We start from the raw sequence: 24,674 nt of genomic DNA, 5'->3' as shown, positions 1-24,674 counted from the left end.
ATAACGGTTTTCAAAGGAGGAAGACAATGAAAAAAAGACAGGTTTTGGGTATCATTGGGCTGGCTGCAGCGATGGCAGTGACAGGCTGTTCCGGCAGCAGCCCTGCAGAGAAAGAGACAGCCCGGCAGGCAGCTGCAGGCAAGGACGGATCAGAGGCAGCAGGCAGCGGGGCAGAGGCCGGGGATGAGGCAGGGGCTTCCGTGGAGGACAGAAACATTTCCTGTACATTGACCCTGGCAACCTGGGATGTGGCGGCAGCTAAGACCTTTGAGGAGCTGGACCTGGAGGGCAGGTTCCAGGAGCTTTATCCCAATGTGGAGATCGACATTGAGGAGTTTAACGCAGAACCGGAGTATTTTAACTCCATGAAGATCCGCTCCTCCGCAGGAGAGCTCCCTGACCTGATGTTCCACAAGTCTGACAGCATGAACCAGTATAAGGAGTACCTGGTGGATCTGACAGACACAGAGGCCAACAAGAACAACCAGCTGGCTTCCCAGTACCAGGTAGACGGGAAGGTGTTAGGCGTTCCCGACCGAAAGGCCAATGACTATGTATTTTACTGGACCGATATGTTTGAGGAGGCCGGCGTAGAGGTGCCGGAGACATGGGGAGAATTTGTGGAGGCCAGCGAGAAGCTCCAGGCCTGCTTCGGACCGCAGGATCCTGATTTCGGAGCGATCTGCATGGGCGCAAAGGACGCATGGCCCACTTATCCTCTGATGGAATACGGACCTGCTGCTGAGAGCGGAAATGGCTACTACTGGGATGCCATGACAAAGGAGGATGCTCCTTTTGCAGAGGGCACAGCCATCAACACTGTTTACAAGAAGATATTTGGCCTCTTTGAAAAGGGCGTGCTGGGCAAGGATCCGCTGGGTGTTACCTATGACCAGAGCCGCGCACTGTTTGCAAAGAAGAAGGGCGCTATGTGCTTAAACAGCCCCATGTTCCTGACAGCCTACAAGGCAGACGGCTATGACACCACAGGTATGGAGACCTTCTATCTTCCCTTCCGGGATGATGCAGGCAGCGAGTTCAACCTTGTGGCCCAGGGTGACTGCTTCTTAAGCGTGACGCAGCATTCCGAGCATCCGGAGGTTGCCAAGGCCTTCCTGGAATTCTATTTCAGCGATAAGTGGTATCCTGATTACATTGACTCCATCAGCAGCGACAGCACCATGGTCCCCTTTGCAAAGGGGTTGGATCCAGTGCTCCAGACAGCGTCCAAGCGGCAGCCGGAGGTGAATTTCGTTACCTATGGTGCAGGCGAGAGCGACTTTATCAACATGGTCTCCGAGACAAAGTTTGACTGCAAGCAGCTGGGCGTGGAGATGCTGACAGAAGGCTTTGATTTTGACAAGCGCTGCGAGGAGCTGAATGCCGCCTGGACAGCAGCAAGGGCAAAGCTGGGTCTGCAGTAAGGAGGAGAGTATGAACAGGCTGAGTAAAAAAAGACTGTATTTTCTAAGCCTGTCTCTCATAATTCCGGTTATCTTATTATGTATTTTTGTGGTGTATCCGTTCTGGGAGCTCATCCATATGAGCTTCCAGGATTGGGATGGAGTTGCCTCGGTTCGTACCTTTATCGGAAGTGAGAACTACCGGCAGCTCTTTTTTCAATCACCGGAATTTTGGCAGGCCTTCCGCAATAACCTGACCTATCTGATCATTCATGGGATCATGATGCCCATAGAGCTTGCGCTGGCAGTGCTCCTTTCCAGCAGATTCAAGGGCTCCTCCTTTGTAAAGGCAGTGATCTTTCTTCCCTTTATCATCAACGGAGTCGGCATATCCTATTCCTTCTCCTATTTCTTTTCACCGGTGGAGGGCGGATTTAACTATATCCTGACAAAGCTGGGAATGGAGGGCCTTATAAGGAGCTGGCTTTCAGACCCGAAGATCTTGAATTATGTACTGGCCTCCGTGTCCATATGGAGGTATATGGGCTTCCACATCGTCCTGTTTATGGCAGGGCTGGCTTCTGTGCCGAAGGATATGCTGGAGGCTGCCATCGTGGACGGAGCGGGTGTTTGGCAGAGGCTGCGCTATATCCAGGTCCCGGCCATCCGCACGGTCATTGATTTCATGCTCTTTGACGTGATCAACGGAAGCCTTCAGATGTTTGATATCCCTTATATCATGACAGCCGGGGGACCAAGCGGAGCCTCCAACACATTTTCCATTTACACCATTGACACTGCCTTCAAATACAACAACTTCGGCATGGCCTCCTCCATGGCAGTGGTCATGATCGCCATGATCGTGGCAGTGCAGCTTGTGCAGCGCTTTATCACAGGAAGGGTGAGGAGAAAGGAGGGAAATGCATGAAGAAAAAAGCAGTTCTTGCGGGAAAATATGCAGTTTCCCTTGTCCTGATACTTGCCGTATTTCTGCCCCTTCTGGTGACAGTGGTGAGCTCCCTTAAAATGCCCGGAAGCCTGGATAACCAGTCTCCCTTATGGCTCTCACCCTCTCAGATGACGCTTAACAACTACAGAAAGGTATTTCAGGAAAAATACCTGGTGCGGGCAGTGGTGAACACGGTGAAGATCGTGGTTGTCAGCATTGTATTCAATGTGATGCTAGGGTCCCTTACGGCCTACTGTCTGGAGCGTTTTGAGTTCCGCTTTAAGAAGATCATCTATGTCCTGTTTTACCTGGCAATGATGGTCCCCACCAATATCGTGGAGATCGCCAGATTCCAGGTGATCCGCGGCCTGGGGCTTTACAATACCATCGGGGCGCCCATTATCATTTATATTGCGGCCAATCTGATGCAGCTGTATATCTACAGGCAGTTTATCGGTGGGATCCCGGTATCTTTGGATGAGAGCGCAATGTTGGACGGCTGCGGGTATTTCCGCATCTTCGGACAGATCATCTTCCCTCTTCTGACACCTGCCACAGCGACGCTGGTGATCATTAAGACGGTATCCATTGTAAATGATATGTACATCCCCTATCTTTACATGCCGAAGAACCAGAACAAGACGCTGACTACCTTCCTTATGCGCTATGCGGGGGCCCAGCAGAACTCCTGGCCTCTTCTGGCAGCGGGGATCATTGTGGTGGCCCTGCCTACGGTGATACTTTACATTTTTTTCCAGAAACACATTATTGAGGGCATTGCTGCGGGCGCAGTAAAAGAATAAGAGGTGAGAGCATGGAACATCCTGTATTATGGAATCTGAACTGGAATTTTTATGATCATTTTGAGGAGAACTATAAGACAGAGGACGATGAAGGGAAGGCAGTGAGAGTGAACCTTCCCCACACAGTAAAGGAGCTGCCTTTAAGCTATTTCAGCCACAATGAGACGGCTATGATAAGCACCTATGCAAAGGAGCTTACGCTTTCCGAAGAACCGAAGGAGCGTCTGATCCTGGTATTTGACGGCGTGATGGCCTGCTTTGAGCTGTATGTGAACGGAAGGCTGGTAGGAGAGCACAAGGGCGGCTATTCCCGCAGCATGTTTGATATCACAGATCAGTGCCAGGCAGGGAAAAACCGCGTTGTCCTGAAGGTGGACAGCAGGGAGCGGGAGGACATACCGCCCTTTGGCTATGCCATTGACTATATGACCTACGGAGGTATTTACAGGGATGTGTGGCTGTACCGGTGCGGTGAAAGCTTTATCAGTCAGGTGCTGGCGCGCTATGATCTGAAGGACGGTAAGGTAACCTTAAGGCCGGAGCTTTTGACGGACAACAGAGGACAGGCCTATGAGGGGACTGTTCAAATTTCCCTGCTGGATGTGGAGGGAAAGCTGGTCCACTCCTATGAGCAGAAGGTACAGGTGGGCTCAGGAAAGGGAAGCTGCGTGACCCTGCCGGAGCCTGTAGGGGAGCTTAAGCTGTGGAACCCCAAAGAGCCGTATCTTTATACCGTGGAGGTACGCCTGGAGAAGGAAAACGGCACAGTGGATGTCCACCGGGTAAGGACGGGCTTCCGCACAGTGGATTTCCGACCGGAGGGCCTTTTCATTAATGGAAATCAGATAAAGATCATGGGCCTTAACAGGCACCAGTCCTTCCCGTATATGGGCTATGCCATGGGAAAGCGGGCACAGGAAAAGGATGCAGAGCTTTTAAAGGAGTTTCTGAACGTCAACACGGTGCGCACCTCCCACTACATGCAGTCGGAATATTTTCTGGATAAGTGCGACGAGGTGGGTCTTCTTGTCTTTTCTGAGATACCGGGCTGGGGCTTTATCGGCGGCGACGGCTTTAAGCAGGTGATGCTTGAGGATGTGGAGTCCATGATATTGACGCAGTACAATCATCCTGCCGTATTCATCTGGAGCATCCGCATCAACGAATCCCTGGATGACGATGAGCTTTATGAGAAGGCCAATGCCCTTGCCCACGGGCTGGATGCTTCCAGACCTACCACGGGAGTGCGATATATCAGCAACAGCCATCTGTTGGAGGACGTGTATGCCCTCAATGACTTTACCTACTCGGACTGTGACTTAGATGCCACGAAGCTGTTCCGTGGGCGCAGTGAGGCAACAGGGCTTTTAGAGCCGGTGCCCTTTATGATCACAGAGTTTTCTGGCACCGCCTTCCCCACAAAGGCCTGGGACAGCGCAGACAAGCGCACCACCCATGCCAGGGCCTATGCCAGGGTGTTAAACCAGTCCTGCCTGTCAAAGGAGATGGCAGGGATCATCGGCTGGTGCGCCTTTGACTACAATACCCATGGGGATTATGGCTCCGGAGACAAGATCTGCTACCACGGTGTCATGGATATGTTCCGTATTCCAAAATACGCAGCCTACGTGTTCCGCAGTCAGAAGGATCCGGATGAGGAGATCGTCATGGAGCCTACTACCGAGTTTTCCCGCGGAGACAACAAGGGAAACCGCCTGGTATCGCCCTTTATGGTGCTGACAAACTGTGATTACATCGAGGTGGAGATGTACGGAAAGGCACCCGTGAGGTACTATCCCGACAGCCGCTACATTGGCCTGGCCCATCCTCCTATTGAGATCGAGGAGGAGATCGGTGTATGGCAGGATCTGTGGCAGGACGGAAAGATCACCGGCTATTACAAGGGAAAGCCTGTTGCAGTGAAGCGGTTTCTGCGGGATTCCTGCCTGGCGGATCTGGAGGTCACGGCAGATGATCAGTCGCTGTACGGCGATTATGTGGATGCCACCCGCATTGTCTGCCGTATGAGAGACGAGGCAGGGACGACTCTGGTGTATTTTAAGGGAGTTCTTCAGATCAAGACAGAGGGGAATATCGAGGTCATTGGCCCGGATATCCTTCCGGTGTCCGGAGGCTACGGGGCCTTCTGGATAAAGACAAGGCCGGGAGCATTTTCAGGAAGCAGTGAGCCGGCGAAGGTGCTGGTGCGGCTTTTGAATACGGGAGTGGAGGAAAAGGCAATAGAGATCCGGCTTGAAAAATCCGGGATGGACGTGGGATGAATTGCCAGGTGCCATGCCATGACCCGGATACTCCGATGAGGGAGTGAACATATCCGGAAGGCAGTGTGGGCGGTCCTGCCCGCTGAAGGCAGTGTGGAGAACCGGAAAATTGAATAGAGATGTAAAAATAGGTCTGCTGCCTCGGCAGGCCTATTTTTTTGCAGTATTCACCTGCTCGATGAGAAAGGACATAAATTTCTTCGCTACCGTGCTGAGCTTCTCATAATCCTGGTAGATAAAGGCAATACACCATGTGATCGTGGCATCGTCAAAAGGGACCATGACCACATTTTCATAGACCGTGTTATCCAGCATGGGTTCCAGGCTCAGTGCAATGCCGCGTCCCTTATTTACCAGGCTGATCAATTGGTTGGCATCGGAGGACTCAAAGGCGGTTTTTGGAGTGAAGTGGTATTTGCGGGCATAGTGCCGGACCAGCTTGCGGTAATAGGATTTCTTATCAAGCATGAGAAAGCTTTCGTCTTTTAGCTGGGAAAAATTGACCTCCTGCTGGGAAGCCAAGGGGTTATCTTTGTGGACAAAAAGATAGAGAGGGAAGGTTTTGACCGGCGTATAGGGAAGGCGCTCCCCGTGGCGGTTTTCAGGGATCGCCAGAAGCCCGAAATGGGAGGTGTCCGCCTCCACGTAGGCATCGCAATCCGTATCAGACAGCTCTAAAAGCTCCAGGGTGATATGAGGATACTGCTCCTGAAAATCAAACAAAAGCTCCGGGTCCAGGCAGCGGAAGATCAGCGGGGCGCAGCAGAAGGGCAGGCTGACAGGACGGTTCTCAAAATGTGCAATGGCCTCTGCCAGGGACGTCTGAAATTGTGCCACCTGAGGGGAAAAGATGCGGTAAAAATAGGTTCCGTCCTCTGTCAGCGAGATCCCCTTCACTGTCCGGTGGAACAAGGTGCAGCCAAGCTCATATTCCATATTGGCAATGCAGCGGCTGAGGGCCTGCTGAGAAATATACAGAGCCTTTGCTGCCTTTGACATGGATCTGTGGCGGCAGGTTTCAACAAAGTATTCGATGTGCTTAAATTCCATAAAATACCTCCTAACTGTCTTTATTTTACCACAACTTCAAGTTGTGGAGAATACAATTTTTCGGTCGTTTTTTCAGGGAAGGATCTGCGATATATTGTAATCACAGCAAGAGAAAAGCAAATAGTAACAATACAATATCCAAGGAGGAAACCATCATGACAAATAAGGACAAAGCAATCGCACTCATCAACACATTCGCAACCGGAGATACAGAGGCTGCAGGCAATCTGCTGGCAGAGGGCTATATCCAGCACAATCTGGCCTACGGTACAGGAAGGGAGGCCTTTGTTGGCTCTGTTGCATATCTGGCTTGTGCGCCTGTGAAGACTACCGTCCGGAATATCCGCGCTTTTGAGGACGGCGATAAGGTGTTCCTGCAGACAGTCTATAATTTTGCAGGGGCAGGAGAGCAGGTGGCCTTTGACATCTTCCGATTTGACGCTGATGGAAGGATCGCCGAGCACTGGGATAATCTGGCAGCAAAGGCTGAGCCGAATCCCTCCGGCCATACCCAGACCGATGGTACGCTGGAGAAGAAGCTTGTAGACAGCGAGGCTACCCGTAAGGTGGTTTCCGGCTTTGTGGGCGATGTGCTCCGGGGCGAGGATCCCGATAAGCTGACAAGCTACTTTGACGGAGATACCTATATCCAGCACAACACCGGCATTGCAGACGGACTTTCGGGCTTAGGTGCTGCGCTTGATGCTCTTGCAGGACAGGGCATTGAGATGATCTACAATAAGACCTACATGGTATTGGCAGACGGCAATTACGGCCTGGCAGTCAGCGAAGGAACCTTCGGCGGGGCGCATACCAGCTATTATGACCTGTTCCGCGTGGAGAACGGAAAGATCGCCGAGCACTGGGATGTAATGGAGACCATCGCGGAGGAATCCACCTGGCAGAACCGGAACGGGAAGTTCGAAAGGAAACCCTTATGATCAGGGAAGTAAATGCTTGGAATGACAGAATCGTTAGCGGAAAACAATAGTAATTGTAAAAGGTGCACAATTTGATTTGAGAAGAATCGTAACAAATGTACATTTACAAATAGAAATACTGTTATTATAATCTTATATATAAGTTATATATAACATATATTTAAGGCATATATCGAACTTCCCGGAGACAGGCTGCCAGACAGAGCAGATGGAAAGAGTGCTGGTTCCACCGCCCGCTTAAGGCTGTGATGACTGCAAAATACGGAAGGCGGCTTTGTAAGGAGCCTATGGGGAGGAAAGGAAGGTATTCAATGAACGATCGAAAAGAGGACATATTCAGCATTGAGGACAGAGTGGTGGTAGTCACCGGAGGCTGCGGCGGAATCGGCATGGGACTGGCCCAGGGGCTTGCTGCCCGCCACGCGAGGATCGCCCTCCTGGATATGGACCAGGAGAAGCTGGATGAGACAGCAAAGAAGCTGGCAGAGAAAAACGGGGCAGAGGTCAGAGGCTATGCAGCGGATATCACGGACGAGGCCAGTACCGGCACCGCATTCCAGAAGATCTATGAGGATTTTGGCTCGGTGTACGGGCTGATCAACTGCGCAGGTATTTCCCATGTGGCTCCCTTAAGCCAGATGCCCATGGACCGCTGGTCAGCCGTTATGGATGTGAATGTGAAGGGGACAGTGATCTGCTGTAAAATTGCAGGAAAATATATGGCAAAGAACAAGGCGGGGCGCATCATCAATATCAGCTCCCTGGCGGCGACCCACGGAAAGCCCGGCTACACTGCCTATACCCCCAGCAAGGCAGCGATCAACGGCCTGACCTTCACTCTGGCAGCAGAGTGGGCACGCATGGGGATCAACGTCAACTCCGTATCCCCGGTCATGGTGGTAACGGATATCAATCGCCATCAGGTAGAGAGCGATCCCGGTTATCTGCCCCGCATCTGCTCCACGATCCCCCAGGGACGCATCTGCAGTCCGGAGCTTTTATGCGGAACCATGGTATTCCTTTTAAGCGAGGCCAGCAGCTATGTGACGGGTCAGAATATCGGTTGTGACGGAGGCTGCCAGAACGGCGATATTTCCGTGATTAAGCCTCCGGTGGAGATGTAGGCTATGATAAGACAGGCATCGGAGCTTTTACATACAGAGGCAGACTTTAAGGCGGCAGGACTGGGGGAGGGAGTGCTTGAGCTGACCCACATTCTCAACGGGGCCGGGGAGCTGAACGGAGCCGGGAGGATATTCGCCCATGCAAGCCTTCCTGTGGGAGCCTGGGTAGGGCCTCATGCCCATGTGGGAGAGCGGGAGATCTACTATTACCTGAAGGGCAGCGGGGAGTATTACGATGATGGCAGGATCATAGAGGTGGGGCCGGGGTGCATGACCCAGGTGGAGCCCGGACAAAAGCACGGGCTAAAAAATACCGGGAACGGACCCTTGCAGTATATCTGCCTGATCCTGTATGAATAAGAGAAAGACAGCAAAAAGGCTGTTTGAGAAAAAGAAAAGAAAAAGGAGAAGGAAAAATGAAGAAAAGAAGCTTAATGGCAGCAGCACTGGTAATGGCGTTGGCATTGACCGGATGTGGAAATTCCGGTTCCAAGACAGCAGATACAAAGGCGGAGGCAAATGCTCCCCAGACAGAGGCGGTGGAGGAGGCTGATAAGGCGGACGACGGCCAGACCTGGGAGATCTCTCTGAGCACGCCTGCATCTGAGACCAATATCGTGTCAGACCAGATACGTGAGTTTGCAAAGCTGGTAAACGAGCGCACCGATGGAAGAGTAACCGTAAACCCATTCTACAGCAATGTACTGGGAGCTCAGAAGGATATGTTTACCGCTCTTTCCAACAATGAGATCGAGCTGATCCTGGATGGCTCTATTACCGACTACTTTGCCACAGAGTACGGCTTTTTGTTTGCTCCCTTCCTGATCCGCAATGCGGGCCATCTTGAGGCCATTATGGACGGTCAGCTGTTTAAGGACATGGAAGCAAAGCTTCTTGAGAGCAATATCGCAGTATTAGGTAAATCCGTGCGCGGAAGCCGCGTCCTGTATTCCGCAGAGCAGCTGACCAGCCCGGAGGATATCAGCAAGCTTGTTATCCGTATGCCAGACCTGTCTACCTATATCACAGCATGGAGCACCATCGGAGCCTCCACACAGATCATGGGCGGCGCGGACGTATACTCCGCACTTTCCACAGGCGTGGTAAATTCCTGTGAGGGCCCCTACAACCAGGGTGTAAGCGATAAGTATGCGGAGGTTACAAACTATCTCTATCCTACCAACCATGTCACAGAGCCCTATTTCATTTATGCCAGCCAGGCATGGCTTGACAGTATGCCGGAGGATATTGCGGGGATCATCATGGATACAGCAGACGAGGTTATGGGCAATGTAACAAAGGTGTGCGCAGAGGATGCAGAGAACAGCAGGAAGGCATTGACAGACGGCGGCATGACCTATGACGACAGCATTGATTTTTCAGGCCTGTTTGAAAAGATGCGCCCTGTTTATGAAGAAAAATTTTCTAAGGGAGAATGGGCTTCCTCCTATGACGATGTGATGAGTTATTTTGAGCAGTAACACACCGCCTGGATCCCGGATAAGCCCCAGGGAGGCTTTCGCCTGCACCGGGGAAGCAGGACTCCGGCCCGTGAAAAAACGGGCAGGGGCCATCCGGGAGGAAACAAAAGGAGATTGGTATGAAAACAATAAATAAGTTTACTTCGGCTGTGGATGCGGCCTGCAGGACTGCGGCAGCGCTTCTGCTGGTATTTATCTGCGCAGCGATTGCCGGACAGGTAGCGGTCCGCAAGCTGGGCGGTACTCTGGTGTGGGTAGATGAGCTTACCAGGTATGCTTTTGTGTATCTGGTGCTCTTTGGAACAGTGGATCTGGCGCGCACAGGAGGCCATATTGCAATCACTTCTTTCCTGGATATGCTTCCGGGAGCAGTAAGAAAAGGGATCGAGATCCTGATCTATCTGGCGGTGTCCGCATTTTCCGGTATCATGACCTTTGCGTATGTGAATGCGGTCACCAAATATGAGGGAGTTACCTTCAGCGTGGTAAAATCCATTTCCATGAGCCAGCACTATATCCTGGTGAGCATCCTTACGGGGCTGATTACCATTGCTTCAATACTGCACATTGTGGACATTATCCTTTCATTTCAGAAGCCGGCAGGAGGAGAAAAATGAATTTTCTGTTTTTGATCGTTCTTATTCTATTGATGCTCTGCGGCGTTCCTGTAGCCTACAGCATCGGCATAGCAACCCTTATCGGTATGGCGGCCCATTCCGGGATCCAGTGGGGCACGCTGGCATCCTCCAGCCTGTCAGGCATTAATTCCTTTACTTTCTTAGCGATCCCTCTGTTTTTGCTGGCAGGAAAGCTCATGAATACAGGAGGCATCACCAGAAGGCTTTTCCGGTTTGCAAAGGATCTGGTGGGCTGGCTTCCCGGCGGTCTGGGTCATGTAAATGTCATCTGCAGTGTGATCTTTGCAGGAATGTCAGGCAGCGCGGTGGCAGACGCAGGAGGCCTTGGGGCCATTGAGCTGAAGGCCATGCGTGACGACGGCTTTGACGATGAGTTTACCTGCGGCGTAACGGCCTGCTCCTCCATGCTGGGCCCCATGATACCACCCAGCATTCCTATGATCGTCTACGGAACGATTTCCGGAGCCTCCATCGGCGCGCTGTTCCTTGCAGGCGTTGTTCCGGGGATCCTTATGGCCCTGATCATGATGGGCGTGGTATTCATCTATGCGGTCATAAAGAAATATCCCAAGGAGAAGTTCCCGTCCTTAAGCGAGGCTGCAATCAGCTTTAAAGAGGCTGTGCTTTCCCTTATGACGGTCGTTATCATCCTTTTAGGCATTTATACAGGTATTTTTACAGCCACGGAGGCTGCGGCTATCGTTGTTATCTATGCCATGATCTTGAGCGTGTTTATCTATAAGGAGGTAAGCTTAAGTGATCTGGGAGCCATGGTGATCGAGACGGTCCATGACTCTGCGACGATCGGTCTGGTAGTTGCATTTTCTGCCATGTTCGGAAGCATCCTGGTGCGCAGCATGATCCCGCAGAAGATTGCTGCCGCGATCTCCGGTGCAGTGGACAGCAGGGTGGCACTGATCCTGCTAATCAACGTATTCCTCCTGGTAGTGGGTATGTTTATGGACGCCACAGCAGCTATCACTATTCTGGTGCCGATCCTTCTTCCCTTAGTAAAGGAGTGGGGGATCAGCCCGGTGCAGTTCGGCATTATTTTTGTTCTCAACATGGGCATTGGCTCCATGACGCCGCCCTTCGGTATTTTGATCTTTGTCATGAGTAAGCTAAGCGGCCTGCCGGCTATGCGGCTGGTAAAGGCCTATATCCCATGGATGGGAGCCATGATCGCCGCCTTGCTGCTTGTAAGCTTTGTGCCGCAGCTGTCCTTGACGCTGCCGGTGCTGGCAAATTACTCCGTATTCTGAATCCAAGTGTGAAGATGCATTTTGCCAGAGCCAGAAAGCCGGCTTTCAGGCAAGGAGAAAGAGGGGGATTGGGATGAAATTACAGCGCTATGAGGCGATCAGCCAGAATATCAGAGACGAATTTGAGCTTCAAAAGGAGAAGCATCCGGAGCGCTTTAAGCGGCGCATCGACCTGTCCTTTTCTGTTCCGGCCTTTGGACTGGAGCCGGTGGAGGCCTCCATTGAGCGTCTGGGAAGGCTGGGCTACCAATATGCAGAGCTTCCGGGAAATTACGGAGGACCGGATACGGGGAATCAGACCAGGTTAAGGGAGATAAAAGAGGCCTTAGAGACTTGGAACATGAAATGCTCCGGCGTCTGCCCTTTCACTCTGCCGGGAATGGCCTTCACGGAGAGAGACAGCTTTGGCCGCCAGAGGGCTTTCGATTACCTGAAGAATAATGTAGAGTTTTGTAAAGCAGCAGGGGGCTCTTATTATCTGATCACGCCGGGGCCTGTGGGAGTGGGGCATCCGGCAGACAGCGGCGATTACAGCAGAAGCGTTGCCTTTCTGAAGGAGCACGCCCGCATATTTGAGGAAAATGACATCCGCTGTGCCATTGAGATCTGCCACAGAGGAGCCGTGCCCTTCTGCCACAATATTGAGGAGGCGAGGCAGTATATGAAAGATGTGGATCATCCCTATGTACAGTACATTTACGGGGATATGAAGCATCTGCTGGCAGGGGAGCCCCATCTGGGGGAGGCCATCATGAACTGCGGAAAGCAGCTGTTATGCCTTCATCTGAGGGATACCTGCAATGGAGGAGCCATTGGAACAGGTATGATGGATCTCGATACGGTGATCCGCGCACTCTATTTGGTCGGCTTTAACAGGGAGGGATGCTATGCGGTGGGAGAGCCCACGGCAAGCGCCTGCTTAAGGGATGGAGGCTTTGATCCCTTTATCCCTTATCCTGAACATATAAAAACAGAGATCGCCCAGGCAACCCTTGAATACTTCCGTGAACGGGAAGAAGAAGTATTGAAGTAGGAAGCCTTCAGGCGGAAAGGAGATATCATGAAAGCATTTGTTATTCGAGGAAAAGAGGACTGCTTTTTCATAGAGACGGAAAAGCCGCAGATCACAAGGCCGGATGATGTGCTGGTAAAGGTAAGATCAGCCGGCATCTGCGGGACAGACCTGCACATTTATATGGGCGAGCACTCCATGTCCATGGGCGTGGACAGGATACCGGGCCATGAGTTTGCAGGGGAGGTCGTGGAGGTAGGCCCTGGCGTAAAGAACTTAAAGCCGGGTGACAGGGTAGTGCATGAACCCATCAATTACTGCGGAACATGCTACGCCTGCAGGCACGGCCAGGGAAACGTATGCAGAACATTGAAGGTAACGGGATGCAACTGCAACGGGGGCTGGCAGGAATACTACTGTGCCCAGGAAAAGCAATGGCACAAGATCCCTGACTGGATGACATGGGTACAGGCAGCCCTGGTGGAGCCTTACACCATTGCAGCCCAGGTGTGCAGCCAGGCAAAGGTGGAGGCAGGTGATGTGGTGCTGATCCACGGCGGCGGTCCGATCGGACTTATGTGCTGCGATACCGCAAAGCATTTTGGAGCAAAGGTGATCGTCAGCGAGATCGTGAAGGGACGGCTGGAGCTGGCAAAGGAGCTGGGAGCTGATTATGCGGTGGATCCCAGGGAGCAGGATCTGAAGGCACTGGTAAAGGAAGTGACAGAGGGCGAGGGAGTCAATGTGATCTTAGACTGCGCCGGATTGGCACGTATGATGAATGACAATGTGGAAATGCTTTCTCCGGCAGGACGGCTGGTGCCTGTAGCGCCGGTTGCAGTCCATATCGATGATCCCATCCCCGTGATGGCAAAGCAGCTTACGATCATCGGAAGCCGCCTTCAGATGGGCAAGTTTGCCCCTGTGATAGCCAGATATGAGCTGTATGCAAAGCATGCGGATAAGATGGTGACAGATACCTTCCCGTTTGAGGAGAGCGATAAGGCATTTGCATTTGCCAATGCCCGTAACCCTGAGACAGGAAAGGTGGTCGTAGTGTTTGACTAAGGGATTGTAATTCGTTATTGTTCACAGAACGGCTGCTTTTTAGCCGGGCTGTGAACAGTAACTGTGATTCACCGCCTGACAGGGCGGGAGGCTTAATCGGAAGGAAAGATGAAAATGCTGACAAGTCAGGAAAAAAAGGAATTAGAGATATTTGCATGTGAAATCAGGAAAAGCACGCTGACAGCCATCCACAGCTGCGGCATGGGACATATCGGCGGGGCCATGAGCATGGTGGAGGCCCTGGCTGTCCTTTACGGAAAGGTGATGCACATAGACCCAAAGAAGCCGAGGATGGCGGACAGAGACCGGTTTGTGCTTAGCAAGGGGCACTGCGGCCCCTCCCTTTACGCGACCCTGAGCTTAAAGGGGTATTTCCCGGCAGAGGCGCTCACTACCATGAACCAGGGAGGAACCATTCTTCCCAGCCATGTGGACAGGCTGAAAACGCCGGGAGTGGATTACTCCGCAGGCTCCCTTGGAACAGGGATCAGCGTTGCCGTGGGAAGCGCTGTGGGAGCGCGTGTCACAGGGGGAAGCTACCGTACCTACTGTATCGTGGGAGACGGAGAATGCGACGAGGGCCAGGTATGGGAGGCAGCCATGTTCTGCGCCCAGCATAAGGTGGACAATCTGACTGTATTGATAGACTACAATAAGCAGCAGTTAGATGGCTGGACAAAGGATATCTGTGATCTGGGAAGCATTACAGAAAAGTTCCGGCAGTTTGGCTGGTATGCCCAGGAGATTGACGGCCATGATATCGGGGCCATCTATGAGGCCATTGAAAACAGCAAGGCCTGCAAGGGCCGTCCGTCTGTTATTGTGTTAAATACCATTAAGGGAAAGGGCTGCAGCTTTGCGGAGGCAGCAGGACTTTGCCACCACCTTCCATGCAGCGATGAGCAGTATGAGACAGAAATGAAGCTGCTGGATGAGAAGATCGCTAAGATCAGAGCGTAGAGGAGGCATTACAATGTTTAAGTTAGCAGAAAACAATACGAAAACTGCAGCAATGCGTGATGTTCTCGCGCAGACACTGATAGAGCTTGCAAAGACAAACCACAAGATTGCCGTGCTGGATGCAGACCTGATCGGGGCCAGCGGCTTAAAGGCCTTCCAGCAGGCCTATCCGGAGCGCACCTTTGACTGCGGCATCCAGGAGGCCAATATGGTAGGCGTGGCGGCAGGCATGAGCGAGTGCGGTGTGATACCATTTACCCATACCTTTTCCTGCTTTGCCAGCAGAAAGTGCATTGACCAGGCATTCCTAAGCGCCTGCTATGCGGGACTGAATGTGAAGATGATCGGCTCAGACGGCGGTGTGGTGGCGACAACCAACGGCGGTTCCCATCAGGGCATGGAGGACATGGGCATCTATAACAGCCTGCCCAATATTACCCTTGTGGAGCCTACAGATGCCAATATGATGGCAGCCCTGCTGCCGCAGATCGTAGATACCTATGGCACCTTTTACATCCGCCAGTGGAGGAGGTGCACAGACGCCGTCTACACACCGGACTCCTCCTTCGAGATCGGAAAGGGCAATGTGCTTGCAGAGGGAGACGACGCTACGATCATTGCCAGCGGCGTAGAGGTGAAGGAAGCCCTAAAGGCTGCTGAGCTGCTGAAAACCATGGGTGTAAGCGTGCGTGTGGTGGATATGTTCACCTGGCGTCCTCTGGACAAGGAGCTGATCATCCAGTCCGCGAAGAAGACAGGCTGCATTGTCACCGCTGAAAATCACTGCCTGGCCTCCGGCTTGGGACATGCGGTATCCGCCTGCATCGTGGAGAACCTTCCTGTTCCCATGGGCTTTATCGGTGTCGATGAGCAGTATGGAGAGGTGGGAAGCCTTGATTTTCTCATGAAAAAATTCAAGCTCACCGCAGAGGATATCGCTGCAAAGGTACTGGAAACAATAAAGCGCAAGCCGCAGGCGTAGAAGAAGGCTTAAGGCGGACGCAGGGAGCAGGCACGGGAGGAAGGCCGGAACGGATGCAGGGAGCGGGCCTGGAAGAAAAGCCAAGGCGGACGTAGAGATCAGGCGCAGGATACGGACATAGGTCCGTCTCTGCGCTGCGGAAATGGAGGTTTGTATGAAGAAAATTGCATGTGTACATACAGGTATGGGCGCACTGCCCGGAATCATTGAAAAGAAGTTTGGAGATGCTGTGGGAGGGGCAAAGTTCTACCATATCCTGGACAGCGGGCTCATCGGGGATATGGTGGCTGCAGGAGGCATGAACCTGCAGTTAGAGGAGCGTCTGGATGCGCTGTTTACGGCGGCGGCAGGGACGCAGCCTGATGTGGTCGTCTGCACCTGCTCCTCCATCGGCGAGGCGGCAGAGGCCTTTGCGGCATCTAATCCGGGAACCAATATCCTGCGGGTAGATTATCCTATGGCAAAATATGCGGCGGAGAACGGAAAAAAGGTGGCTGTCCTGGCAACCCTTGCAACGACAGTGGAGCCCTCTGTACGCCTTGTAAAGAGGCTGGCGGCAGAAGCGGGCCGCCCGGTGGAGGTTGTGAGTGCAGTTGCGCCGGGAGCTTTTGAGGCCATGATCGGCGGCAACATGGAGGCAGCTGCCCAGGCTGTGGTTAAGACGGCAAGGGAGCTCTGCAGCGATGCGGATATTGTCCTTTTAGCCCAGGCATCCATGTCCAATTTTGCAGAGGCGCTGAAGGCGGCCCTGGGAGATGTAACGATGCTGAACAGCCCGGATACTTGTGCAGCTTACCTGAAAACGATCATGTGACAGAACTATTTGGATGACCCTTCCTGCCAAAAGGACAGGAAGGGAATGGAACAGGTTACTGTTCACAGGCAGTATACCGCGAAGCGGACTGCTGTGGAAACAGACTCTTAAGAAGGGAGCATTTATGGAGAAGGAATTAAAGCGTCTGAAAAAGCAGGCGGTGCAGATCCGCCGTGACATTATGGAGATAAGCGCCCATTCCGGCAACGGCGCCATCCATGTAGGTCCGGCTCTGTCCTCCACGGACATCGTAGCCGCCCTGTATTTTAAGATCATGAGGATCCGTCCGGATGAGCCGGAGTGGGAGGATAGGGACAGATTCATCCTGTCAAAGGGCCACGGCTATGCCGTTCTCTACTCTGCCCTGGCAGAGAGGGGGTATTTCCCAAGAGAAGAGCTTATGACGGCAAGAGGTATCAATAGCCGCCTTCAGGGCCATCCGGTGTTAGGAAAGACTCCGGGCGTGGATATGACCAGCGGTTCCCTGGGCAATGGCTTGTCCTGCGGACTGGGGATTGCAATGGGGCTGAAGCTAAAGAAAAAGGTACATTCCAAAGTGTATGTCATCCTGGGAGATGGGGAAATACAGGAGGGAATGGTCTGGGAAGCCGCTATGGCAGCGCCCAACAAAAAGATCGACAACCTGGTAGCCATTGTGGACTACAACCACTATCAGAGCTGCGGGGATGTTGATGAGATCAACTGCCTCCATCCGCTGGTGGAAAAATGGAAGGCCTTTGGCTGGCATGTGATGGAGATGAATGGTCATGATATGGGAGAGATCGTGTCAAAGCTTTCCATTGCAAAGGAGTTTGCAGGAAAGCCTGTCTGCATCATCGCCCATACGGTGAAGGGGAAGGGCATCAGCTTTATTGAACACAACAACAAGTGGCATGCCAAGGTCTGCACAGAGGAAGAGTATCGTCAGGCTATGACAGAGCTGGACGCTCAGGATGCAGCCATTGACTGCGGCGAAATGTGAGGGGAGGTTACGATATGAGACAGTTTGAAAGAGAAAAAAAGACCACCCGTGATGCGTTTGGAAATGCCGTTCATGAGCTGGCAAGGGAGGATGCGTCCATCATAGGAATGGGGGCAGATACCACCAACAATCTGGGAATGAAGAATATGTCCGAGGAGTTCCCGGAACGTGTGATCAATATCGGGATCGCAGAACAGAATATGATGGGCGTGGCTGCCGGCCTGGCAGCCACGGGCTTTCAGGTGTTTGCAGGCTCCTTTGCCCCCTTTGTGGCCATGCGCTCCCTGGAGCAGTTCCGTACCTTCATCGCATATCCCCATCTCAATGTAAAGGTAGCAGGAGGTATGGGAGGGCTGTCAGCAGGAAATGAAGGCGTCACCCACCAGAGCCCGGAGGATATGGCCATCATGAGGACCATTCCAGGAAATGTGGTAGTTTACCCGGCAGATACAACATCCACCAATGTCATTGTAAAGGCATTGGCAGCCCATGAGGGACCCGCCTACATCCGGCTGGGAAAGCTGCCTTTCCTGAAGGTCTTTGATGAAAATTACCGGTTTACCATCGGTAAGGCCAATCTTCTGGAGGATGGCACGGATGTCACACTCATTGCCTGCGGGACGACCATCCCGCGTTCCCTCCAGGCGCGGGACGTGCTGGCAGAGCAGGGAATATCCGCCAGAGTTTTGGATATGTCCTGTGTGAAGCCATTGGACGAGGAGGCAGTTTTAAAGGCTGCAAGGGAGACTGGCTGTATCGTCACTGTGGAGGAGTCCACCATTATGGGCTGCCTGGGAAGCGCAGTGGCGGAGGTGCTGTCAGAGCAGTATCCGATCCCCATGAAGCGGGTCGGTATACCGGACTGCTTTGGAGAATCCGGGGATCACGATGCTCTGATGGACAAGTACGGGCTGTCTGTGGAGGCCATTACAGAAGCAGCAAGGACTCTGGTGGAGAAAAAGAAGAGATCCTGATGCTTAAACATTCTGCACTGCACCTGACGGCAGAAAGGCACAAAGTGCAGAAAGGTGGGATGTTCTTTACATTGACAAAGGAGAAGCATGAAGTATATAATATGTATACAAGATTCTCCTGTAAAAAAGGAACCGCAGAGTAAAAGAAAGATGGAGCGTGTCAGTATGAGCAGTTTAAAGGATAAAGCATATGAGATCATAAAGAAGCGTATCATGGACGCAACCTACCCGGCACAGACCTTTATTGATGAGAAGGCACTGGCCCAGGAGCTGAATACCAGCAGGACACCCGTGAGGGAGGCCCTGATCGCCCTTTCCCAGGAAGGCTTCTTACAGATCCTTCCAAAGCGCGGGATCATGGTGCTGTCCTTTACCTATCAGGATGCCCTGGATATTTTTCAGGTCCGTATGCTCCTTGAGCCGTGGCTGATACGCACCTACGGCCCTCAGCTTACAAAAGAAGAGCTTGAGCATGAGAGGGAGCTGGTGATCAAGGAAATCGTAGAGGAGATACCTCCAAAGCGCAGCCGTCCCGGCATTTCCATGCGTCACCACCCCCATCTGCTCCTGATGGAAAAATGCACCAACCGCAACATCAACAGCATGCTGGAGTACAGCGAGCAGCAGATCGAGCGCATCCCAGATGCCAGGCGTCTGGCTGCCTTCCACGAGGAGCTGAGCTCAGAGGAATATCAAAAGAAGGTCCTGGAGGATCACTTAAGACTGGTGGATCTGATGCTGGCCGGGGATTTCGAGGGGGCGGCCAAGGACATGGAGTGGCATGTGCAGCATGCCCAGGATGAGTATATGGCCTTCTGGTTTGGCTGACAGAGGGCGGCGGCTGCTGAAGGGGCAGAAAAAGAGGGTATCTTTCAAGTCACTTTATGACTTTTGGGGACACCCTTTTTCTATTCCTTGATATTTCAGAATTTTCGGCACGCTTCCGCTCTGCTGTTCAATTACTGGCTTAGGGATATAAATCAATCCAGGTCAAGAAACTCTATCTCATTATATCCTGCGATTTACTTTTGATATTACATATGATATTCTTTTAATACGAATGAGTGTGTTTAGGGGATATATATCTTTGCGGGAACGAAGGAGGAATATTTTGCTAAAAGAGAATAGATCAATTGATCAGCAATACCTGGCCCATATATCCGAAGATAGGCGGAGAAACCAAACGCTTCAAGAACATCTGATTAAAACAGCAGAAACAGCAAGACAATTTGCCAGCGCATTTGGTCATGGTGATTGGGGATATGTCTGTGGATTGGCGCATGATATCGGAAAATATTCTGAGGATTTTCAGAAGCGGATACGAGGCAGCGAGAAAAGAGTAGACCATGCAACTGCCGGGGCTGTTGAGCTAAAAAATATGAAGGCATATCCGGCCGCATACTGTGTCGCAGGACATCACGCCGGTCTGCCGGATGGCGGTGGAAAGGCCGATGATGGCTCACTTCCCACTCTCAGAGGAAGGCTGAAAAAGAGAATCCCGCCTTATGAAGCTTTTGGCAAAGAGATAGGGCTTCCGCCATTAGATATGCCCAAAATTGTGGCGACAACAAGAGGATGCTTTAGCTATGCATTCTTTATACGCATGATATTTTCCTGTCTGGTTGATGCGGATTATCTGGATACAGAGGCATTTATGAGGGGAATGGAACGGGAACTGGAAAATGCCTCTATGGAAGAATTGCATCGGCGTCTTTGGCAAAAGATTTCTCTTTGGTTGGCTTCAAACGAAGCGACATCTTTAAATGGTCGGAGAACCGCTATTTTGAAAGAATGTATCAGGACGGGGAAGAAAGAGCAGGGAATTTATCATCTAACCGTCCCTACTGGCGGAGGAAAGACGATTTCATCTATGGCTTTTGCTCTGGAGCATGCAGTTGTCCATGAGTTAAAGCGAATTATTTACGTGATTCCTTACACAAGTATTATTGAACAGAATGCAGAAGTATTTCGGAATATCCTTGGAACGGATCAGGTTTTGGAACATCACAGCAATGCGGAATATGATGGGGATGAATTTCAAATGCTTCGTCTTGCCACGGAAAACTGGGACAAACCAGTAGTTGTGACGACAAATGTACAATTTTTTGAATCATTGTTCGCAAACAAATCATCCAGATGCAGAAAACTCCATAATATTGCGGGAAGTGTTCTGATCTTTGATGAGGCGCAGATGCTGCCATTCGATTATCTGTTGCCTTGTGTAAAAGTGATAGAAGAATTGGTTCAGAATTACGGATGCACGGCGGTTTTGTGTACGGCAACGCAGCCATCCCTTCAGGAATTGTTTTTGAGTAAGATCATAAAAGGGGAAATATGCCCTGACGTGAGAAAACAATTTTTGGCCTTTCGGAGAAGTCATATGGTGATAGATCGCGAGCTGGATAAAGCGAGTTTGATTCACCGATTAAAGAATGAACACCAGGCGCTCTGTATATTAAACACGAGAGATCAGGTTCAAGAAATATATGAGGAGTTATGTGAGGAGGAAGGGGTTTTTCATCTTTCAACCTATATGTATCCAGAGCATAGAAGGAGAAAGCTGCAAGCGATTAGGGCGAGTTTGCAGGCAGGTAAACGTTGCCTGGTGATCGCTACCAGCCTTGTGGAGGCAGGGGTAGATCTGGATTTCGAGACAGTCTACCGGGAGCTTGCCGGATTGGATTCTATGATCCAGGCAGCCGGACGTTGCAATCGGGAGGGAAAGCGGGAGGCTGAGGAGAGTCTCGTCCACATCTTCTGGTTTGCAAAGGAAGAACAGAAGCGTAATGATGGCTTGAAACTGGCAATCCGTGTGTCCGAACAGATCCTGGAGGAATACGAGGACATCACTTCGCCAGAGGCAATAGAGGGATATTTTAAGCGCCTGCACTATTTTCAGGGAGATAGTCTGGATAAAAAAGGGATCATAAAAAAGCTCGATGAACAGCGGATCGATACGATACCCTTTGCGTCCGTAGCAAAAGAATTTCAGCTGATAGAGAACGATACGAAAGCAATCTTTATTGTGGATACACCGGAGGCAGTAGGCTTGAAGGATCAGCTGCGCTATGGGATACGGAGCAGAGCTGTGATGCGCGCTGTGGGAAGATATAGTGTAAATATATATGAGAAGGTATATGGCAACCTGTTGGCGGAAGATGCTCTTGAGGTGTTAGATGAGCAGATTGCAATACTGAAGAGAGCCGAGATGTATACGGAAGCAGAAGGGTTAAAGGTGAAGGCTGAACGGGGAGATGCCGTGTTTTTCTGAAAGCAGGGCTGAATGGAGATAAGGTCCATTCAGCCCTGTTCCAGAAGGAACAAAACGGTAAATATTTCAACCCGCAGTCTAAATGACTGACCAAAAATTGAGAAACATCTAAAACATATCATATATTCACAGATTACGCAAATATATCGCGGATTTTTCTTGACAAAATTTTCGTATTGTTATATTCTGTAGATAATAGGAACAAAACGCTAAATGAATTATGAAGGTGATTTGATGGGGTACGGAGTGCGAGTCCATGTCTGGGGTGATTATGCGCTTTTCTCAAGAAGTGAGTTCAAAGTAGAACGCTGCAGCTACGACATAATAACGCCATCAGCAGCGGAAGGACTTCTTGAAGCGGTGTATTGGCACCCTGGCTGTCGGTGGGTGATTGACAAGATCTATGTCAGGAAACCGATCCAATTTACCAGTGTCCGCCGGAATGAAATAAAATCGAAAGTGGTACCGGGAAATGTACTCAGCGTCATGAAAGGAAGCGGGAAGGATATCAGTATTAGCAGTAGAGAAGAGATTGTGCAGAGGGCATCTATGATCCTGCGCGACGTTGATTATGTAATAGATGCCCATTTTGAACTAACTTCTAAGGCAAACGATACAGATAATCCCGGGAAGTTTAAGGACATCATCATGCGGAGGCTCAGAAGAGGCCAGTGCTTCCACCAGCCCTATTTTGGCTGCAGGGAATTCCCGGCCCGATTTGAATTATATGATCAGGAGGTGGTAGATACGGCGTATCCTGATGAAAGACGCGATCTTGGCTATATGCTGTACGGCTTTGATTATACGGATCCAAAGGATATACAGCCTATGTTTTTCCGTGCTGTTTTGGAAAACGGGGTTTTGGATCTGAGAGATTGCGAGGTGCTCAGATGATCCTACAGGCGTTGGTGGAATATTATGAAAGACTGGCGGAACAGGGAGCAGTGACCAGGCCGGGCTGGAGTGTTGCCAAGGTTTCCCATGGATTGCAGATCGGATCAGAAGGGCAGCTGCTCCGAGTGGTCCCATTGAAGCAGGAGGAAAAGCGTGGAAAGAAGAGCGTATGGAATCCGGCATTGATCAAGGTTCCGGAGCCCGTGACAAGAACAGTGGGTATTTCTCCAAATTTCTTATGTGACCATTCCGGATATTTATTAGGGATTGATGGAAAAGGAAAGCCGGAACGCACTCTGCAATGCTTCCAGGCGTCAAAGGAACGTCATCTTCAGATATTGGAATCCTGTACCAGTGAGCCGGCAAAGGCTGTAAAGGCGTTCTTTGAAAGCTGGGAGCCACAAAAAGCGGCTGAACATGAAGCCTTGAAGGAGGATCTTCCGGATATCCTGACCGGAGGGAATCTGGTGTTTATCTATGATGGTCAGTATGTTCAAGAGGATAGTAAGGTGATTGATGCCTGGAACGGCTATCGGGAACAGGCCTCAGACGGATATCAGGCAGTGTGTTTGGTGACTGGAAAGAGAGATGAGATCGCTCGTATTCATACTCCGATCAAAGGAGTGCCTGGTGCGCAGTCCAGCGGTGCAGCTTTGGTATCCTTTAATGCACCGGCTTTTGAGTCCTATGGCAAGGAACAGAGCTACAATGCGCCGGTAGGAGTACATGCTGTATACGCATATACGACAGCCCTCAATTATTTGATCGGAAGCGGACGGGGCAGCGGAGAAAATCGATATCGCGCTACACTGGGGGACACAGTGATCGTTTACTGGTCAAAGAGCGGTGACCCAGGATATCAGCAGCTGTTTATGAATGTAATGGATCCGGATGCAGAGGTTGACACGCAGGATCTGCTGAACAGTGTATTTAAAAATCTGGAAAATGAGAAGGCCATCGATATAGATGAGATAGAGGGGCAGCTTTCACTGACAGAACCGTTCTATATCCTTGGGATAGCGCCAAATGCGGCGCGGCTTTCCGTGCGTTTCTTTTATCAGGATAGCTTTGGAAATCTACTGCAGCATATCGGAGAACATTATAAAAGGATGCAAATCATACGGCCTTCATGGGATAATCTGGAGTATATGGGAATCTGGAGGATGATGCAGGAGACTGTAAATAAAAAATCAAAGAATAAAACTCCAAATCCCAGTGTTTCAGCAGCGACCTATCGAGCGATTTTGTCCGGAGGCTGTTATCCTGCGGGCTTGTACAGTGCAGTTTTGGGGCGAATCCGCAGTGAACAGGATGATAGGGATAGCAGGACACAGAAGATCACACCCGGAAGAGCAGCAATCATCAAAGCATATTTGGTAAATAACTATAAGGAGGATATCTCAGTGGGCTTAAACGAAGAAAACAATGATATTGCCTATGTATTGGGCAGAGAATTTGCTGTGCTGGAGGCAATTCAGGAAGCAGCTAATCCGGGGATCAATGCAACGATCAAGGATCGTTATTTCAATTCGGCCTGCGCGACCCCTGCTATGATATTTCCTATTCTATTCCGTTTGAAGAATAGCCATATCAGGAAGATCTCCAATAAAGGACAGGCAGTAAACTATGAAAAACTCCTGGGAGAGTTGCAGGAAAAGATAACCATTTTAGACACACAGTCGGTAGCCTGCCCTAAACGGCTCACGTTGGATCAGCAGGGGATGTTTATAATGGGGTATTACCACCAGACACAGAAACGTTATGAAAAGAAGGGAGATAAATAA

Annotated in this window: 22 protein-coding genes and 1 pseudogene; 22 read left to right on the top strand and 1 reads right to left on the bottom strand. The window is 51.0% G+C overall.

The window, feature by feature from the left end:
* Nucleotides 1-26: 26 nt before the first annotated feature.
* From LIZ87_RS01805 to LIZ87_RS01790, 4 genes are read left to right on the top strand one after another with little or no spacing between them, the layout of a single operon-like run.
* Nucleotides 27-1,424, top strand: a complete 1,398-nt coding sequence (locus tag LIZ87_RS01805; RefSeq protein ID WP_227145029.1) for an ABC transporter substrate-binding protein — start codon at nt 27-29, stop codon at nt 1,422-1,424.
* Between the two features lie 10 nt (nt 1,425-1,434).
* A complete protein-coding gene (locus LIZ87_RS01800) occupies nt 1,435-2,331 on the top strand; it encodes a carbohydrate ABC transporter permease (protein ID WP_227145027.1) in 897 nt (298 codons plus the stop codon).
* A complete protein-coding gene (locus tag LIZ87_RS01795; protein WP_227145025.1) occupies nt 2,328-3,155 on the top strand; it encodes a carbohydrate ABC transporter permease in 828 nt (275 codons plus the stop codon). Before LIZ87_RS01800 ends, LIZ87_RS01795 begins: the two co-directional genes overlap by 4 nt.
* A gap of 11 nt (nt 3,156-3,166) precedes the next feature.
* The gene (locus tag LIZ87_RS01790) at nt 3,167-5,437 is read left to right on the top strand and encodes a glycoside hydrolase family 2 protein (protein WP_227145023.1); all 2,271 of its coding nucleotides are present in this window, start codon (nt 3,167-3,169) and stop codon (nt 5,435-5,437) included.
* Nucleotides 5,438-5,587: 150 nt separating this feature from the next.
* Here LIZ87_RS01790 and LIZ87_RS01785 read toward each other — a convergent pair whose 3' ends face one another.
* Entirely contained in the window at nt 5,588-6,487 is a 900-nt protein-coding gene (locus LIZ87_RS01785; protein ID WP_227145021.1) for a LysR family transcriptional regulator, read from the bottom strand.
* Nucleotides 6,488-6,642: 155 nt separating this feature from the next.
* Here LIZ87_RS01785 and LIZ87_RS01780 point away from each other — a divergent pair, with 155 nt between their 5' ends.
* The 18 genes and pseudogenes from LIZ87_RS01780 to cas8c all read left to right on the top strand — a co-directional run bounded on the left by LIZ87_RS01780 (nt 6,643) and on the right by cas8c (nt 24,674).
* A complete protein-coding gene (locus LIZ87_RS01780; RefSeq protein ID WP_178317263.1) occupies nt 6,643-7,428 on the top strand; it encodes a nuclear transport factor 2 family protein in 786 nt (261 codons plus the stop codon).
* Between the two features lie 311 nt (nt 7,429-7,739).
* Complete coding sequence (locus LIZ87_RS01775; protein ID WP_178315906.1) at nt 7,740-8,552, top strand: SDR family NAD(P)-dependent oxidoreductase; 813 nt, start codon at nt 7,740-7,742, stop codon at nt 8,550-8,552.
* A gap of 3 nt (nt 8,553-8,555) precedes the next feature.
* Complete coding sequence (locus LIZ87_RS01770; protein WP_178315907.1) at nt 8,556-8,912, top strand: cupin domain-containing protein; 357 nt, start codon at nt 8,556-8,558, stop codon at nt 8,910-8,912.
* Nucleotides 8,913-8,968: 56 nt separating this feature from the next.
* Complete coding sequence (locus tag LIZ87_RS01765; protein ID WP_178315908.1) at nt 8,969-10,033, top strand: TRAP transporter substrate-binding protein; 1,065 nt, start codon at nt 8,969-8,971, stop codon at nt 10,031-10,033.
* 119 nt (nt 10,034-10,152) lie between these two features.
* Nucleotides 10,153-10,650 (top strand): TRAP transporter small permease, encoded by a 498-nt coding sequence (locus LIZ87_RS01760; protein ID WP_227145019.1) that lies wholly within the window; start codon nt 10,153-10,155, stop codon nt 10,648-10,650.
* Nucleotides 10,647-11,933, top strand: coding sequence for a TRAP transporter large permease (locus tag LIZ87_RS01755; protein WP_178315910.1), 1,287 nt, complete (start codon nt 10,647-10,649; stop codon nt 11,931-11,933). The genes LIZ87_RS01760 and LIZ87_RS01755 overlap by 4 nt, the downstream gene beginning before the upstream one ends.
* 73 nt (nt 11,934-12,006) lie before the next feature.
* The gene (locus LIZ87_RS01750; protein ID WP_178315911.1) at nt 12,007-12,966 is read left to right on the top strand and encodes a sugar phosphate isomerase/epimerase family protein; all 960 of its coding nucleotides are present in this window, start codon (nt 12,007-12,009) and stop codon (nt 12,964-12,966) included.
* A 27-nt stretch (nt 12,967-12,993) separates the two neighbouring features.
* Nucleotides 12,994-14,013, top strand: a complete 1,020-nt coding sequence (locus LIZ87_RS01745; RefSeq protein WP_178315912.1) for a zinc-dependent alcohol dehydrogenase — start codon at nt 12,994-12,996, stop codon at nt 14,011-14,013.
* A gap of 108 nt (nt 14,014-14,121) precedes the next feature.
* Nucleotides 14,122-14,973: a transketolase gene (locus LIZ87_RS01740; RefSeq protein WP_227145017.1), complete on the top strand. Its 852-nt coding sequence runs from the start codon at nt 14,122-14,124 to the stop codon at nt 14,971-14,973.
* Between the two features lie 13 nt (nt 14,974-14,986).
* Complete coding sequence (locus tag LIZ87_RS01735; RefSeq protein ID WP_178315914.1) at nt 14,987-15,955, top strand: transketolase family protein; 969 nt, start codon at nt 14,987-14,989, stop codon at nt 15,953-15,955.
* Nucleotides 15,956-16,109: 154 nt separating this feature from the next.
* A complete protein-coding gene (locus tag LIZ87_RS01730; protein ID WP_227145015.1) occupies nt 16,110-16,769 on the top strand; it encodes an aspartate/glutamate racemase family protein in 660 nt (219 codons plus the stop codon).
* A gap of 124 nt (nt 16,770-16,893) precedes the next feature.
* A complete protein-coding gene (locus LIZ87_RS01725; protein WP_178315542.1) occupies nt 16,894-17,751 on the top strand; it encodes a transketolase in 858 nt (285 codons plus the stop codon).
* A gap of 14 nt (nt 17,752-17,765) precedes the next feature.
* Complete coding sequence (locus LIZ87_RS01720) at nt 17,766-18,725, top strand: transketolase family protein (RefSeq protein ID WP_178315543.1); 960 nt, start codon at nt 17,766-17,768, stop codon at nt 18,723-18,725.
* A 165-nt stretch (nt 18,726-18,890) separates the two neighbouring features.
* Nucleotides 18,891-19,553, top strand: a complete 663-nt coding sequence (locus LIZ87_RS01715; protein WP_227145013.1) for a GntR family transcriptional regulator — start codon at nt 18,891-18,893, stop codon at nt 19,551-19,553.
* A gap of 232 nt (nt 19,554-19,785) precedes the next feature.
* Nucleotides 19,786-20,358: pseudogene (locus LIZ87_RS23045) on the top strand (CRISPR-associated endonuclease Cas3''); the annotation flags it as partial.
* 150 nt (nt 20,359-20,508) lie between these two features.
* A complete protein-coding gene (gene cas3 / locus LIZ87_RS01710) occupies nt 20,509-21,996 on the top strand; it encodes a CRISPR-associated helicase Cas3' (protein ID WP_330664516.1) in 1,488 nt (495 codons plus the stop codon).
* A gap of 234 nt (nt 21,997-22,230) precedes the next feature.
* A complete protein-coding gene (gene cas5c, locus LIZ87_RS01705) occupies nt 22,231-22,890 on the top strand; it encodes a type I-C CRISPR-associated protein Cas5c (RefSeq protein ID WP_178315549.1) in 660 nt (219 codons plus the stop codon).
* Complete coding sequence (gene cas8c, locus LIZ87_RS01700; RefSeq protein WP_178315552.1) at nt 22,887-24,674, top strand: type I-C CRISPR-associated protein Cas8c/Csd1; 1,788 nt, start codon at nt 22,887-22,889, stop codon at nt 24,672-24,674. The genes cas5c and cas8c overlap by 4 nt, the downstream gene beginning before the upstream one ends.

The sequence above is a fragment of the Lacrimispora sp. 210928-DFI.3.58 genome (assembly GCF_020554865.1).
Classification (GTDB): Bacteria; Bacillota; Clostridia; order Lachnospirales; family Lachnospiraceae; genus Enterocloster.
The sequence above is the reverse complement of the archived record's forward strand: the minus strand, read 5'-3'. Positions and strand labels throughout refer to the sequence as shown.